This window comes from Nocardiopsis sp. TRM 82005 (assembly GCF_056312425.1).
Window position 1 is genome coordinate 172,617 of the sequence record NZ_JBWDTQ010000005.1, and the last position, 15,097, is coordinate 187,713.

Here is a 15,097-nt window from a genome sequence, read left to right on the forward strand (position 1 = left end):
CAGCGGCTGTGCACACGACCTGAAGGGACCCGCCCGGTGTCTGGAATCGTTCCCGTGGGAGGACAGGCGGCGGTCCCGTCCCGGGTCGCGACCGTCAGTCTGCACACCTCTCCGCTCGACCAGCCCGGGACCGGCGACGCGGGGGGTATGAACGTGTACGTGGTCGAGGTGGCCCGGCGCATGGCCGAGCGCGGTGTGGCCGTGGACGTGTTCACCCGAGCGACCAGCCCCGATCTGCCCCCGGTCGTGGAGCTCGCCCCGGGCGTGAACGTGCGGCACGTGCCCGCCGGGCCCTACGGCCACCTGGACAAGCACACCCTCGCCGAACACCTGTGTCCGTTCATCTTCGGGCTGCTGCGGGCCGAGGCCCAGGGCGAGCCCGGCCACTACGACCTCGTACACGGCCACTACTGGCTGTCCGGCCAGGTCGGCGTGGTGGCCGCCCGGCGCTGGGGCGTGCCACTGGTGCAGTCCATGCACACCATGGCGCGGGTGAAGAACGCCTCCCTGGCCGAGGGGGACAATCCCGAGCCCCAGGCCCGGGTACTCGGAGAGGACCAGCTGGTCCGCCAGGCCGACCAGCTGATCGCCAACACCGACGACGAGGCCCGCCAACTGCGGAACCACTACGGTGCCCGCGACAGCCAGATCAGCGTCATCCCGCCCGGTGTGGACCTGGAGGTGTTCAGCCCGGGATCGCGCCAGGAGGCGCTGGAGCGGGTCGGGCTGCCCGCCGATGCCGAACTCCTGCTGTTCGTGGGACGTGTGCAGCGGCTGAAGGCCCCCGACGTGCTCATCCGCGCCGCGGCCGCGCTCCTGGAGCGCGACCCCTCGCTGCGGTCGCGCCTGGTGGTGGGCGTGGTCGGCGGCCTGTCCGGCGGCGGTATGCGTGAGCCCGAGCTGCTCACCGACCTGGCCCGCTCGCTGGGCGTGGCGGACGTGGTGCGGATCGAACCCCCGCAGAGCCGCGAGCGGCTGGCCGACTACTACCGCGCGGCCGCGGCGACCGTGGTGCCCTCCTACTCGGAGTCGTTCGGCCTGGTGGCCGTGGAGTCGCAGGCCTGCGGCACCCCGGTGCTGGCCGCGCGCGTGGGCGGGCTGACCACAGCGGTGGCGGACGGGGTGTCCGGGGTCCTGGTGCGGGGGCACGACCCAGCCGACTACGCGGCCGAGCTGCACCGGATGATCACCGAACCGGCGTGGCGTGCCAAGCTGGCGATGGCGGCACCCGGACACGCCGCCACCCTGGGCTGGTCGCGGACCGTCGACGAGCTGCTGGACGTGTACCGGGCCAGTACGACCCCGCGCGCGCTGCCGCTGGCCGCGTGCAGGTGACCGAGGAGGGATGTACGACGTGGGTAGAGAAGCGGCTCGCGACGCCGCGGTCGAGGCGGTCACCGCCGCCGTGGCGGAGGCCGAGCTGGAGGTGGAGCGCCCTCGCGAGGGAGCGTTCCTGGTCACGCTGCCGGGCAGAGCCAAGCTGAAGACCCTCGTGTGGCTGGAGGCGGGGCTGCACAGCCTCACCCTGACGTCGTTCTTCTGCCGCCAGCCGGACGAGAACCACGCCGACTTCTACCTGTGGCTGATGCGCCGGAACGCGGACATGTACGGGATGGCGTTCGTCGCGGACGAGGTCGGCGACGTGTACATCCGCGGCCGTCTGCCGCTGGAGGGGGTCGTCCCCGGCGAGGTCGACCGGCTGCTGGGATGTGTGCTCACCTACTCGGACGAGAACTTCAACGGGGCGCTGGAGCGGGGGTTCGCCTCGGCGATCCGCAAGGAGTGGCGGTGGCGGGCCGAGCGCGGCCACGACATGCGCAATCTGAAGGCGTTCACCCACCTGGTCGGACGGGACGACCGGTAAGAGTGCCGGGTGGGCTCCCGAGCGCGGCGGCCGGGTGGCTAGGCTGGCTCGCATGGGAACTCTGGTACTGCTGCGGCACGGTGAAAGTGTCTGGAACGCGAAAGGCCTGTTCACCGGTTGGGTGGACGTCGACCTCTCCACGACGGGTGAGGAGGAGGCCCGCCGGGGCGGTGAACTGCTCAAGGAGGCCGGTGTACGGCCGGACGTGGTCTACACCTCCCTCCTCAAGCGCGCTATTCGCACCGCGAACCTGGCGTTGGAGACCGCCGACCTGAACTGGCTGCCAGTGGAGCGCACCTGGCGCCTGAACGAGCGCCACTACGGCGCGCTCCAAGGCAAGGACAAGGCGCAGACGCGCGAGGAGTACGGCGAAGAGCAGTTCATGATCTGGCGCCGCTCCTACGACACCCCGCCGCCGCTCATCGCGGACGACGACACCTACTCACAGGCCGGTGACGCCCGCTACGGCGAGCTGCCGCCGGAGCTGCTGCCCCGCACCGAGTGCCTCAAGGACGTGCTGGAGCGCACCCTGCCGTACTGGTACGACTCGATCGTCCCGGACCTGGCCGCGGACAAGACCGTGCTGGTCGTCGCGCACGGCAACTCACTGCGTGCGCTGGTCAAGCACCTGGACGGCGTCAGCGACGCGGACATCGCCGGGCTGAACATCCCGACGGGCATCCCGCTGCGGTACGACCTGGACGACCAGTTCAAGCCGAACAACCCCGGTGGCACCTATCTCGACCCGGAGGCCGCCAAGGCCGCCATCCAGGCAGTCGCCAACCAGGGCAAGAAGTAGCCCCCGCATCCGCTGCCGCTCCCGTGCCCGCGCCGCCTCCGGTGGTGCGGGCACGGGAGCGTCCGGGAGCCGGGGCGCCGGCGCCGCTCCGGCTCGTGGGCGACACGGACGGTCCCGGCGGAGCCCTTCAGTAGACCAGGGCCTGCGCGCCGTCCTGGACGGCCTCCTCCACGAAGGTCGGCGCCCCGGCGATGCGTACCCCGTCGACGAGGTCGTCCCGGGTGAGGTCACGGCGGGCGGCGCACTGGGTGCACACCGTCACCCGGCCCGCGGCGAGCACAGCGTCGAGGAGGTCTTCGAGGGGCGCCGCGTGCGGCAGGGAGAAGCGCTCGGCACGGCCGGGAACCGCGAACCACGCCGACTCCCCGGTCAGCCACAGTGAGACGCCGACACCACTGGCCAGGGCCGCGGCGGCCACCGTGAACGCCTGGTTGCACCGCTCGGGGTCGTCCTCCCCGGCGGTGACCTTGATCACCAAGGAACGAGACATGGCCGCCAGCCTACTCAGAGCGCGACGGCGGTGAGCACGGCACCCGCCACCGCGCAGACCGCGAGGGCCGCGGCGAGCACCAGCACCTCGGTCCGGCGGGGAGGAACACGCACCGGCTGGTCGTCCACGCCGTGCTCGATGCTGAGGGTCCCGCCCTCGGGGGCGGCCAGGACCACGCGCCCGCCGCGTACCTGGACCTGTCCGGTGACGCGCACCCGGGAACCGGGGCGGATCACCCACTCGCGGTACTCGAACTCGATGGTCTCGCCCCGGAAGACACCCGAGATACGGCCGCGTACTCGTGGCAGCAGGTCGTCGGCCGGGGAGGCCACACCCGGCTGCGGGCGTCCCACCAGGCGCTTCAGGCACAGCTCGGCCCCCCGGGGCCTGGTGTCGCCCGGTTCGACGAAGACCCGGTTGGCATCACCGGACCGGCCCTCGGCCACGATCCCGAACAGGTCCTCGGAACCGTAGTCGGCGATGGAGTCGCAGGTGCGCTCGCGGACCGCGCCCTCTTCCACGTCGCGGTTGAGCGGCCAGTAGTGGCGCAGCACCTCATGGCCGTGCCACACACACTCCGTTCCGGCCAGGCCGGAGGAGACGGGCCCCTCGGGTCCGGGGGCCGCCGTACCGGTGAGCGTGACGCGCTGGCCCTCCCTACCCACGAGCGCTCCCGGGCGCAGCTGGGCCAGGCCGCGCTGGCGCAGCCAGCGCCGCAGGGCGAGCAGGGTCAGGGGGAGCAGTAGCACCGCGGCCACGAGCAGCGCCGAACCGATCACCAGTAACACAGGCCGCCCCTTTGGAAAGTGTGTGAGGTCATACGACAGCGGCTGGCATAACGCCCCGTGGCCACACCGCGTTGCTGACAATCTTTACCAGTTCTCCGGGAAAGCGGGGCCAATTGGGCATGTCCAGACCAGAGCGAGGGGGTGGCGGCCACCACCCGGGCCTGTCGGTGGTCACCGCCACCCCCTCGCCGCCGTTACCCTCGGAGGTTATGGACGCTGAGGTACACCCCGATCTGGCGAAACTGTCCTTCCTTCTCGGCCGTTGGGAGGGCGTGGGAGTCGCCGGCTACACCGACGTGGAGGAGTTCCAGTTCGGCCAGGAACTCGAGTTCGCGCAGAGGGCGGACCTGCCCTATCTGGCCTTCACCAGTAAGGCCTGGCGGATGAACGCGGACGGCGAGCCGGGCGAGCTGGTCACCGAGGAGTCGGGATACTGGCGCGTGCGCTCGGAGTCCGACGCCGGGGGGAACGGACAGGACGGGACCGTCGTCCACCTGGAGGCGCTGATCGCGCACCCCGAGGGCTTCACCGAGGTGTACTTGGGCAACGTGTTCGCGAACCGGGTGGAGATGTCCACCGACGCCGTGGTGCACACCGAGACCGGGATCGACGCGACCGCCTCGCACCGGCTGTACGGCCTGTTCGGCGAGGACCGGGAGACGCTGGGGTACGCCTGGGACCTGGCCGCGAGCGGCCAGAGCCTGCGCTCGTACATGTCCGCACAGCTCAAGCGGGTCGCCGCGAAGTAGTCGGGGGAAACAGTCGGGGGCCTGCCCCGGACAGGGGCAGACCCCGGGCTCTCTCCCGCCTTGGAGGCGGGGCCGGTCGGACGAGGCCGGCAGCCCGGGGTCCGGGTGTCCGTCTGGGATTCGCTGCGAACGACGTCGCGCGAACGCGAGCGTCGTCCTAGCGGACGGCCACCTCGCCAGTCCTAAGATCGATCATTACTTGGACCACCTCCTTTCCTGCGTGACACCGACATTACGTTCCGCCCGAGCCGTGGGGCAAATGTTTTTTCTGTGAGCAAAACCGCAGGTGGGAGGCGTGTTCTCCGCATCCCTGGCGGGGCGGCCAGGACACGCCCCGTGGGCGCCGCCCGTCGTGGCACGCGGCGGGGTGTGGACCCGCGGAGCATGTCCTAGGCTCGGCGGTATGACTTCGCCGCTGCTGAGCACACCGGGCGCCGTGAGCGCCGAGTCCCCCGATTCCGGGGTCGCCGCGCACTACGGCGATCCCTCGCACGAGGGGCGCGCCATCGAGCGTTCGAGCGCATGGGTCGATCGGAGCAACCGGGGCGTGGTCCGTGTGAGCGGTCCCGACCGCCTGGGCTGGCTCAACGACCTCACCAGCCAGCTGACCACGGGGCTGGCACCGGGAGCCGCCACTGAGGCGCTGGTCCTGGACACCCGTGGGCACCTGCGACACCACATGTCCCTGATGGACGACGGTGAGGCCACCTGGGTCCACACCGAACCCGGGGGCGGGCCGGAGCTGGCGAAGTTCCTGGACTCGATGCGGTTCATGCTGCGCGTGGAGGTGGAGGACCTGAGCGACTCCCGCGCCGTGCTGACCGTGCTCGGCCCGGACCGCGCCAAGGCGATCGGAGCCCTCCAGCTCGACGATGTGCCCGTGCGCTCGACCGAGGCCGAGGGGGAGGCCGACCTGTTCCTGCCCGCCGCGCGGCTCACCGAGGTGGCCGAAGCGCTCACGGCGGCCGGGACGCGTCCGGCCGGCATGTGGGCCTACGAGGCGAACCGGATCGCGGAGCACCGGGTGCGTCCGTGGCTGGACACCGACGACCGCACGATCCCGCACGAGGTGGACTGGGTGGGCCGGGCGGTACACCTGGAGAAGGGCTGCTACCCGGGGCAGGAGACCGTGGCGCGGGTGCACAACCTGGGCCGCCCGCCGCGCCGTCTGGTGATGCTGCACCTGGACGGTACCGCCGAGCGCCTGCCGGAGGTGGGTGCCACGATCGAGCTGGACGGACGCGCCGTGGGCCGGGTGGGCACGTCGGCCCGCCACCACGAGCTGGGACCGATCGCCCTGGGCGTGGTCAAGCGCGCGGCGCCGACCGAGACCGACCTGAAGGTGGACGGTATCGCCGCCGGGCAGGAGGCCGTGGTGGACCCGGACACGGGTGCCAACGTGCAGATCAACCTGCGCCGCCGTCCTCGCTGACGGTGTGGCGCGCTGGTTCGACCCCTGGCGGCGCTGTGGAGCACCGACGGCGCCGCTGGGAGCGGGACCGTCCCGCGCGGGCCCCTACCGGGGTTCGAGGAGGGTGTGCCCGGCGATCCTGACCTCGGCGAACTCGGTCTCGTCCGGAACCAGGAACATGATGTGGGTGGTGACGCTCTCCTCGGGGTTGACGTCCTCCCAGAAGTAGTCCCACGCCACGACGATCTCGGCGTCGACGTCGTTGACGTACTCCAGGCCGTCGGTGGTCGTGCCGATGGTCCCGTAGGTGTCGAAGACCGCCGGATCGGTGCCCTGGTTGGTCACGTTGAGCCGGTAGATGTGGAACTCCATGCCCGCGGGCGCCGTGTCGGAGGTCCCTCTCCCGTCGGTGATGGTGGTGTCGGTGTAGGCCGCCTCGACCTCCACGAGAAAGGCGCCGAACATGGTGGAAGCCCCGTTGTAGGACTCCGGTGGCACCGACTGCGGGGTCGGCCCGTCCTCCTCGGTGGTCGGTTCCTCGCCGGGTCCGGTACCCGATGCGGGGGACGGCTCCTGGCTCGGTCCCCGCGCGGTGCCAGAGCCCGGCTCCTCCTCCCCCACGACCAGCCGGACATTCGGTAGCGGTGCGCTCGCCAGCGCGACGACCATGGTGACGCAGGCGAGCCCGGCCAGGAGTACGGCGGCGGGGATGGCGAGGACGCGTGCGAAGGATCCGGGCCCGTTGGACGGTGACGGGCGCGGGCCACTGGTACTCATGCCTGTGTGACGCATGACATGTGTGGTTCATTCCGGTTTCGCACTTTTGTCCTGATCTGTCCCGTATCAGATCGACCGGCAGTGTCTCCGGTGACGGGTGACGAGGCCGCTGAAGCCGCTGGGACCTTCGGTATCCCCACGGACGAACACGACGCGGGCCCGGCCGGTGTTCCGGCCGACCCGCGTCGGTCAGGGTGGACCGGGTCCGTCAGGCAGTGAGGACGATCTTGCCCCGGGTCCGGCCGGCCTCGTTCAGGCGCCAGGCGTCGGCCGCCTCTGCCAGCGGGAACTCGCGGTCCACGTGCACGGTGAGCCTGCCGTCATCGGCCAGGCCGGCCAGTTCGGCGAGGTCGGCGGAGTCCGGGCGCACCCACAGCCAGTGGCCGCCCTGCTCCTGGATGTCGGGGTCGGCGATGGACACGACCCGGTCGGCGTCGCCCACGAGGGGCAGCGACTCCCCGGCGACCCCGCCGCCGACGAAGTCGAGCACCGCGTCGACCCCGTCCGGTGCCAGGTCCCGGACCCGGTCGTTGAGGCCGTCTCCGTAGACCACCGGCTCCGCGCCCAGGGAACGCAGGAAGTCGTGGTTGCGCTCACTGGCGGTACCGATGACCCGTGCCCCGCGGGCGGCGGCGAGCTGGACGCCGAACGACCCGACACCGCCCGCCGCGGCGTGGACGAGCACCGTGTCGCCGGAACCGATCTCCGTCCGCTTGACGGACTGGTAGGCGGTGAGGCCCGCGAGCGGGACCCCGGCGGCCTGCTGCCAGCTCAGCGAATCCGGCTTGGGCGCGATCATGCGCACGTTTGCCGACACGAGTTCGGCGTAGGTGCCGTTCTTGGCCCAGTCCTTGCGGAGGTACCCGTAGACCTCGTCCCCGACCTGGTACTCGTTCGCGTCGGGCCCGACCGCCTCGACGACACCGGCGACGTCCCATCCGGGGATGAACGGAAAGTCCGCCTCCATGATGGCGTCGAGCCCGCCGGAGGCGAGCTTCCAGTCCACGGGGTTGACCCCCGCGGCCCTCACCCGGATCAGGACCTCGCTCGGCGCGACCTTGGGATCGGGAAGCTCCACAAGGGACAGGTCGTCAGCGGATCCGTACTGCTGTAGTGCGATTGCCTTCATGCACGCAACAGCGATCGTCCCAGGTGGTTCATTCCGCGACACGCCGTGACGTGTGAGACGGCACGGGGCCCGGCGGGACGTACCCGCCGGGCCCCGGACACGCTTCGGGGACCGGTCAGCGCAGGCCGGCGGCGAGGCGCTCGTCGTGCAGGCGCTCCCCCCAGGACGGGGCGAGCGGAGCCACCTGGCCCACGCGCCAACGCAGCAGCAGGTCGGCCAGCTCCGGGTTCCGGGGCAGGGCCGGACCGTGCAGGTAGGTGCCCAGCACCTGCCCCTGGTAGGCGCCTTCGGTGTGGTCGTCGTTGCCGATGCCGCGCACCGTGGTGGACAGCGGCCTGGCCGAGGGACCAATGGCCGTGCGGCCCTGGTGGTTCTCGAAGCCGGTGATGCGGCCCACGCCCAGGGCGGGGTCCACGTCCGCGACGATCTCGCCGACCGCGCGGGTCTGCCCGCGGCCGCTGCGGATGTCGATGATGCCCAGGCCCGGGAGCGGGTTGGAGTCGTCGTCGCCGTAGGACTCACCGATGATCTGGTATCCGGCGCACACCGCGAACACGCAGGCGCCGCGGGCGGTGGCGCGGGCCAGGCCGCCGTCGGCACGCAGGCGTTCGGCCGCCAGGATCTGCGGGCGGTCCTCGCCGCCGCCGAGCAGGTAGACGTCGCCCTGCTCGGGCACGGGGTCGCTGGAGTGGACGTGCACGATCTCGGTGGGGATACCGCGCAGCTCGGCGCGGCGTTTGAGGATCAGGACGTTGCCCTGGTCTCCGTAGGTGCTCAGCAGGTCGGGGTAGATCCACACGATCCGCAGGGCGCTGGTGTTCGTCATGGGTCTCTCCCTACTGGACGCGGCCGTAGGCCGTGCGGATCTGCTGGAAGGCGGTGTAGTTGGCGATGAGGTCGACCTTGGTGATGTCGGGCTGCTCCGCCTTGAGGCGGTTCAGGACCTCGTCCACCCGGTCGGCGACCTCGAACTGGACGCCGTCGGTCTCCAGGCGCAGCGCGAGGTCGGTGCGGCGCTCACCCATGACGAACACGCGTCGGTCGCGCAGCACGGTGTAGTCGACGTCCCACAGCCAGGAGGTGTCCTTGCCGTCGGGGACCTGCGCGTTGACCGCGAGGATCACCGGTGTGCGGGGCGGGTCCAGGACCGCGAAGGACTCCAGCCACCCGGCGGGGTTCTTGGAGAGCAGCAGCCGCACCTCGACGCCCATGGTCACCACCGAGGTGTAGCGGCCCGCGACCGAGGTGATCTCACGCAGCCGCTCCACGGTGCGCTCGGGGTGGATGCCGTACCCGGTGGCGGTCGCGGCGGCGATCGCGGCGTTGGAGCGGTTGGCGTCGCCGGGAAGGTTCAGCCGCAGCTTGACGCGCTGGCCCTCCGGGGTCAGGAGGGTGTCGGACTCGTTGTCCACCGACCAGGTGGTCTGGGGCCGGGCCAGCCCGCACTCGGGGCACTCCCAGTACGGGTCGACGTCGCGCTTGAGGTGGCCGCCGCACTCGGGGCAGCACCAGGAGTCCTCCTTCCAGCGCTGGCCCGCGGAGACCCAGGTGGCGTTGGGCGCGCCCAGCCCCGCCCAGGCCACGAGCGGGTCGTCGGCGTTGGCGATGACGTGGGCGTTGCTCTTGCCCAGGGAGGTGCGCCACTTCTTGGCGAGCAGGTTGATCTCGGAGGCGCGGTCCATCTGGTCGCGGCTCAGGTTCATCAGCACCACGAACGCGGGCTGGGTGGCGAGCAGCACCTGGGGGAGGTACTTCTCGTCGACCTCCAGCACGCCGTTGACGGCGGACGTGTTGTCGGACAGCGCCGTGATGTGCCCGGTGGGCATGTTCGCGCCGTATTCGTTGGTGGCCACGTCGCCGAACTCGCGCAGGGTCTGCGCGATGAGCTTGGTGGTGGTGGTCTTGCCGTTGGTAGCGCTGACCAGGGCGAGCCTGCGGCCCCGGGCGAGCTTGGCGAGCAGGTCGGGTTCGACCTTGAGCGCCACCCGGCCACCGATCACGGAGCCGTCTCCCCGCCCGGTGGCACGGGACAGGCCGGCTGCGCTCCTTCCCAGAACAGATGCCAGTTGGGCGCGCAAGGGAAGCTCGCTCATCTCATTCTCCAGAATTGCTGGATCACCCGCGCCATTCGCTCCTGGGAGGCGGCGGGCGATGTGTCGGGCCAAGCCTATTGTCCACCTCGGATCAGACCCGCCAGTCCAACCGCTCGGGCGGCGGCCCCAGATTGGGCGGAACCTGGCCGTCGGCCCCCACCGGCGCGGGGAACCCGTCCTCGGAGGCGGCTCCCTCGGGCGCGTCAGGGTCGGTGGGACCGGAGGGCGCCATGCGGGGGCGGACACCCGCGACGCGCCGTCCCCTGCCGGGTCCGTTCCCGGCCGCCGTGTCACCGTCCTCAACGTCCGGTCCGGCGACGGTGTTCCGGGAGTCGTCCACCGTGGCGAGGGTGGCTGTGGACAGGGAGAGGATACCCGGGTTGGTGTCGACCAGCACGGGACCGCCCGCGGTCAGGACCAGGGCCGCGGTGGAGGGCAGGCCGCGCAGCGACTCGGCGTCCAAGCCGCAGGTACGGACCGGAAGGGCGGCGTCGCCTTCGACGGTGGCGGGCGCGTCGACCCCGACGGCCTGCGCGGTGGCCCGACCCCAGACGGTGTCGGAACTCACATGGCGGACGAGGTCGAGAGGGGCGATCGCGGCGGTCGCGTTGCGGATCACCGCGCCGGACTCGGTGTGGGGGGAGGGGAAGAACCGGTCGTCGGCCTCCACCTCGGAGTCGGGGTCCTCCTCGGCGCCGGTGACCGAGTCGCCCACGGCCTCGCCGATCACCTCGGTGAGGAGGTGCAGCCGCAGCCCGTCGGGGTCGTGGCCCGCGCCACCGGGCCCGGCGGCCACGGCGCGGGCCACGGTCTCGGCCGAGCCGCCGTCCTGACGCATCACCACGGGCAGGCAACCGGGGTCGGTGAATCGGGCGAGGGCGGCGGGGGTGGCCGTCCGGAACATCAGGACGACCTCCACTCCGCCGTCAGCGGCAGCGGCGAGGACCTGGTCGACCTCTCCCGGGGGGAGGGTATCCGCACCGCAGACCACCACGGTACGGGTGCGGTCAGGACGCACCCTGACACGCCTGCCGTCCACGGTCCTGGGTGCCTCGGGAGCCTCCAGCAGCTCGCTGAGCGCGGACACGGCGTAGGTGCCGTAGACGCGTGCGGCGGCTCTGCCGGAGGCCCTGTCCGTGGAGATGATCTTGACCTGGGCGTATTCGGCGTCGTCCGCACGGGTGCCGACGGCCTCGAAGGGACTGAGGCGGCGTTCGAGCTCCCAGGCGCGCCTGCGGATCCCGGGCCCGTCGGCACAGCGCTCGCGCACCCGGACGCGTTGCACCGGTGTGAGCAGCGCGAGCGCGGGGTCGTCCTCCGCCGCGTCGTCCTCGGGGGTGAGGAGGGCGCGCAGGCCGCCGATGAGCTCGGCGATCCCGGCACGCGGCCCCAGCACCTCCAGCAGGCGCAGCAGGAGGGTCTCGTCGGCGTCGACGCCGTCGGTGTCGCCGGACGCGGCCGCGACGGCGGAGAGGACGCGGGCGCGCTGGCCCGCGTCCAGGTTGGTGCCCAGGGTCATTCGGGGCAGGTCGGCCGGGAGCACCCAGCGGCGCGGGGCGACGGCGCAGCGCCGGGCCAGCCGGACGAGTTCGCGGGCCACCGAGCGGCCGGTGAGGTCGACGACGGTGAGGTCGCCTCCCTCGCGCAGCCGGGAGAGGCCGACGGTGGCGAGCAGCGCGGACCATCCGGCATCGTCGCCGCCGGCCACGACGACGGCGTCGGTGTCGGTGTCGGCGGTCACCCCGTGCCAGAGGGGCTGCGCCTCGTAGGCGCGGGCGGCCGCCCGCCACTCGGTGTACCTGCGGGCGTGCTCCCGCTGCCGCTCGTGCAGGGCGCGGTCGCGTTCGTCCCGCTCGGCGGCCAGGCGCTCGCGGGCCCTCTCCAGCCGCTCGGCGATGACCTGCCGGCTCTGGGCCAGGGCGAAGGCGATGGGTGCGGCGATGGCGACGCAGGCGAACACGCCGCCGAGGGCGAAACTGCCCGGGAGGATGCGCAGCGTCCACAGCAGCGGAAACAGCAGGACGAACAGGACGAGCCCGGCCAGGGCGTAGTAGAGCGGCCGGTTGGTCCGGGCCTCGCTGTCGCGCTGGGCGGCGATCCACTCATCGCTGACGGTCTCGCCGTCGGCTGGCGTCGGACGGCGCGGTGCCGGACCCGGGTGCGGCAGGAGCACGGCGTGCCGCCAGCCGACGTAGGTACGGGCCTCGCCTCGGGATTCGCCGCCTGACCGGGGGTTGGGCACCGTCCGAACACCTCCTGACCGGCCGTCGTGGGGGCGGCCGGAGACTCGTCCACGCAAGGGCTCCGACCGAACCGGAGTGTGGGCAGAATGCTGTCACCCGCCCCGCATGTTTGTCACGGACCCGCCGGCACCTAACACGAATCCGGAGTGTGTTCGCAAATCCGGGCGTAACGCCCGGCCGGGGCGGTGAGCCCACAGGCTGGGGACGAAACGCGGGGCGCCGGTGCCGACGGTCTCCCGTCGGCACCGGCGCCCGTACTTTCTTTGGGGCTCCGCTTCGCCCGCCCGTCGCCCTCCGCCACCCTCAACGGACGCCTGCGGCGCGGAGCCTCTCCGTGTTCGGGCGACCTACAAGCGGGAACCCTCGGATCCTCCGGTGTGACGACTCGTTCCTCACAGCCACACCTACGAATCCTCCAGAACCCCGCCGGCGCCCGAACGGCACCCCGTTGGGGCTGAGCTCCCAGGTACTAGGCCTGGACCTGCAGGTCGATGACCTTGCCCACCTCGGCCTGCACCGTGTACTCGCCGGTGAAGCCCTTGGAGGCCAGCACGCGGACCTTCCAGGAGCCGTCAGCGGCGAAGAAGCGGAACGTGCCCTCCTCGCCGGTGGCCACCTCGCCGACGAAGTCGTCGGAGGAGTTGAGCAGACGGGCATAGGCCCCGCGCAGCGGCTCGCCGTCACGGGTCACCGTGCCCTGGATGACCGCCTGGTCGCCCGCGTCGACGTCGGCGAGGGCGACGCCGCCGACCGGTGCTCCGCAGCTGTCACTCACTTGGCCTCGGCCTCCCCCAGCTCGACCGGGACGCCCACCAGGGAGCCGTACTCGGTCCACGAACCGTCGTAGTTCTTGACGTTCTCCAGCCCCAGGATCTCGTGCAGGGCGAACCAGGTGTGCGAGGAGCGCTCGCCGATCCGGCAGTAGGCGATGATGTCCTTGCCCAGGTCCACCCCGGCCTCGGTGTAGAGGTCGCGCAGCTCGTCGGCGGTCTTGAAGGTGCCGTCCTCGTTGGCGGTCTTGGCCCACGGGATGTTGCGCGCGGTCGGGATGTGGCCGGGGCGCTGCGAGGTCTCCTGCGGCAGGTGCGCGGGGGCGAGCAGCTTGCCGGTGAACTCGTCGGGCGAGCGCACGTCCACCAGGTCCTTGGCACCGATGGCCTGGACGACCTCGTCGCGGAAGGCGCGGATCGAGGAGTCCTGCTCCTTGGCGGTGTACTGGGTGCGGGCCCGCTCCGGGACCTCCTCGACCAGCTCGCGGGAGTCGAGCTCCCACTTCTTGCGGCCGCCGTCCAGCAGGCGGACGCTGTCGTGGCCGTAGAGCTTGAAGTACCAGTAGGCGTAGGCGGCGAACCAGTTGTTGTTGCCGCCGTACAGGATGACCTGGTCGTCGTTGCCGATGCCCTTGGCGGACAGCAGCTCCTCGAAGCCGGCGCGGTCCACGAAGTCACGGCGTACCGGGTCCTGGAGGTCCGTCTTCCAGTCGACCTTGACGGCGCCGCGAATGTGCCCCTTGTCGTATGCGGACGTGTCCTCGTCGACCTCGACAAGGACCACGCTGTCGTCGTCCAGGTGAGCCTCCACCCAGTCGGCGTCCACGAGGACGTCGGAGCGGCTCATGGGGAACCTCCTGTGTTTCTTGTGCGGTGTCGCGTGTGTGGGTCGGTGTTCCCGGGGCTGGCCGCCCGGGGACGGGGATCAGGCCGTCCTTCCCGGCGCCAGCAGGCGCCGACCGAGAAGGTAGGTCTCGCATCCGGCGCAGTAGCCGAACGCGGCGTCGAGGAAGGCGGCGAGGAGTGCGAGGGCGGTCGCGGCGATACCGAGCCACTCCGGTCCCGCCAGGTATCCGGCGAGTCCGAGTGCGGCGAAGGCGAGTCCCGCTCCCTGTGCGAACCGGGGCGGCCGGGCGTCCTCCGACGAGTACGAGGGGCCGGGCCTGGGGCGTATCGCAGCGGCGAACAACAGGCCGTAGGGCGACCGGTGGACTCCCAGGACCACCGCGACGACGAAGACCAGCGCCTGGAAACCGAGGATCCAGGGGTTACCGGTAGCGAGGGCCGCGGCCAGTACGAGAGTGGTCAGGACAGCCGCGAAGCGCTGCCCGCGAGGGTCGACCTGCATGGCGTGATGTCCCCAGCTGCGTACACGGAAAACGATGAACCAGTCGCACGGAGGAGGCGTGGGCCTTCAGAGCCCGTCCGCCCTAGGGACACAGACAGAGCGCGGCGGCGACGCGGCAGAAGTCCACTGCCCGTCGCTTCGTCAGGTACGCGCTCGTCAAGGAAGTCACACCCCAGACGCTACAGCCCTCGCTACGCGTTTGTCACGGGTGGGGTGGATCACAGGGGTGGTATCAGCCCCGGTGGGGGGTTTGCCGGTAAGAGGTTCAGTGGACGGCCGCACCGATCGCGGCGATCACGTCCGGTTTGCGGGGCTGCCCGCTGGCCCGGCGCACCATCCGGCCCGAGGCGTCCAGAACCAGGACCGTGGGGGTACGCATGACGTCCAGGCGGCGGACGAGGTCGAGCTGGGACTCGGCGTCCACCTCCACGTGCGCCACGCCCTCGACCATGTCCGCGACATCGTCCAGGATCCGCCGGGTGGCCCGGCAGGGCTGGCAGAAGGCGGTGGAGAACTGCACGAGCGTGGCCCGCTCCCCCAGCGCGGCGCCGATCTCCTCGGCGGTGAGCGCCACGTCCCCGTCGGATCCTGCCATGTCGGTTCCCTCCCCCTGGATGTCCTCGTTCCGGCGCGCCG

The 15,097-nt window shown here is 71.6% G+C and carries 17 protein-coding genes; 5 read left to right on the top strand and 12 right to left on the bottom strand.

Annotated features, from left to right (window positions below; genetic code table 11):
* Positions 1-36: 36 nt before the first annotated feature.
* The 3 genes from mshA to AC0T5L_RS03295 are packed head-to-tail and all read left to right on the top strand — an operon-like array spanning position 37 to position 2,663.
* Complete coding sequence (gene mshA, locus AC0T5L_RS03285; RefSeq protein WP_476163829.1) at positions 37-1,335, top strand: D-inositol-3-phosphate glycosyltransferase; 1,299 nt, start codon at positions 37-39, stop codon at positions 1,333-1,335.
* A gap of 10 nt (positions 1,336-1,345) precedes the next feature.
* A complete protein-coding gene (locus tag AC0T5L_RS03290; RefSeq protein ID WP_476163830.1) occupies positions 1,346-1,864 on the top strand; it encodes a YbjN domain-containing protein in 519 nt (172 codons plus the stop codon).
* Between the two features lie 52 nt (positions 1,865-1,916).
* Positions 1,917-2,663 carry a phosphoglyceromutase gene (locus AC0T5L_RS03295; protein WP_476163831.1) on the top strand — a complete coding sequence of 249 codons (747 nt, stop codon included), beginning with the start codon at positions 1,917-1,919 and terminating at the stop codon, positions 2,661-2,663.
* Between the two features lie 127 nt (positions 2,664-2,790).
* Here AC0T5L_RS03295 and AC0T5L_RS03300 read toward each other — a convergent pair whose 3' ends face one another.
* Positions 2,791-3,153: a DsrE family protein gene (locus AC0T5L_RS03300; RefSeq protein ID WP_476163832.1), complete on the bottom strand. Its 363-nt coding sequence runs from the start codon at positions 3,151-3,153 to the stop codon at positions 2,791-2,793.
* A 14-nt stretch (positions 3,154-3,167) separates the two neighbouring features.
* Positions 3,168-3,941, bottom strand: a complete 774-nt coding sequence (locus AC0T5L_RS03305) for a GIDE domain-containing protein (RefSeq protein WP_476163833.1) — start codon at positions 3,939-3,941, stop codon at positions 3,168-3,170.
* Positions 3,942-4,150: 209 nt separating this feature from the next.
* Here AC0T5L_RS03305 and AC0T5L_RS03310 point away from each other — a divergent pair, with 209 nt between their 5' ends.
* Both AC0T5L_RS03310 and ygfZ read left to right on the top strand, forming a co-directional pair.
* On the top strand, positions 4,151-4,690 hold the full coding sequence (locus AC0T5L_RS03310; protein ID WP_476163834.1) for a nitrobindin family protein: 540 nt from the start codon (positions 4,151-4,153) through the stop codon (positions 4,688-4,690).
* A gap of 403 nt (positions 4,691-5,093) precedes the next feature.
* Positions 5,094-6,122 (top strand): CAF17-like 4Fe-4S cluster assembly/insertion protein YgfZ, encoded by a 1,029-nt coding sequence (ygfZ, locus tag AC0T5L_RS03315; RefSeq protein ID WP_476163835.1) that lies wholly within the window; start codon positions 5,094-5,096, stop codon positions 6,120-6,122.
* Positions 6,123-6,206: 84 nt separating this feature from the next.
* Here ygfZ and AC0T5L_RS03320 read toward each other — a convergent pair whose 3' ends face one another.
* From AC0T5L_RS03320 to AC0T5L_RS03365, 10 genes are all read right to left on the bottom strand, one after another.
* Positions 6,207-6,878 (bottom strand): DUF4352 domain-containing protein, encoded by a 672-nt coding sequence (locus AC0T5L_RS03320; protein WP_476163836.1) that lies wholly within the window; start codon positions 6,876-6,878, stop codon positions 6,207-6,209.
* A 208-nt stretch (positions 6,879-7,086) separates the two neighbouring features.
* Positions 7,087-8,007 (bottom strand): NADP-dependent oxidoreductase, encoded by a 921-nt coding sequence (locus AC0T5L_RS03325; protein ID WP_476163837.1) that lies wholly within the window; start codon positions 8,005-8,007, stop codon positions 7,087-7,089.
* A gap of 115 nt (positions 8,008-8,122) precedes the next feature.
* Complete coding sequence (locus AC0T5L_RS03330; protein WP_476163838.1) at positions 8,123-8,833, bottom strand: type 1 glutamine amidotransferase; 711 nt, start codon at positions 8,831-8,833, stop codon at positions 8,123-8,125.
* Positions 8,834-8,843: 10 nt separating this feature from the next.
* Complete coding sequence (locus AC0T5L_RS03335; RefSeq protein ID WP_476163839.1) at positions 8,844-10,100, bottom strand: MurT ligase domain-containing protein; 1,257 nt, start codon at positions 10,098-10,100, stop codon at positions 8,844-8,846.
* 91 nt (positions 10,101-10,191) lie between these two features.
* Entirely contained in the window at positions 10,192-12,342 is a 2,151-nt protein-coding gene (locus tag AC0T5L_RS03340) for a hypothetical protein (protein ID WP_476163840.1), read from the bottom strand.
* A gap of 470 nt (positions 12,343-12,812) precedes the next feature.
* A complete protein-coding gene (locus tag AC0T5L_RS03345) occupies positions 12,813-13,118 on the bottom strand; it encodes a DUF1416 domain-containing protein (RefSeq protein ID WP_476163841.1) in 306 nt (101 codons plus the stop codon).
* Complete coding sequence (locus tag AC0T5L_RS03350) at positions 13,115-13,960, bottom strand: sulfurtransferase (protein WP_476163842.1); 846 nt, start codon at positions 13,958-13,960, stop codon at positions 13,115-13,117. Before AC0T5L_RS03350 ends, AC0T5L_RS03345 begins: the two co-directional genes overlap by 4 nt.
* A gap of 78 nt (positions 13,961-14,038) precedes the next feature.
* Positions 14,039-14,461, bottom strand: a complete 423-nt coding sequence (locus tag AC0T5L_RS03355; RefSeq protein WP_476163843.1) for a DUF4395 domain-containing protein — start codon at positions 14,459-14,461, stop codon at positions 14,039-14,041.
* 82 nt (positions 14,462-14,543) lie between these two features.
* A complete protein-coding gene (locus tag AC0T5L_RS03360) occupies positions 14,544-14,630 on the bottom strand; it encodes a putative leader peptide (RefSeq protein WP_352983320.1) in 87 nt (28 codons plus the stop codon).
* A 96-nt stretch (positions 14,631-14,726) separates the two neighbouring features.
* Positions 14,727-15,056 (bottom strand): thioredoxin family protein, encoded by a 330-nt coding sequence (locus AC0T5L_RS03365; protein ID WP_476163844.1) that lies wholly within the window; start codon positions 15,054-15,056, stop codon positions 14,727-14,729.
* Positions 15,057-15,097 lie beyond the last annotated feature (41 nt).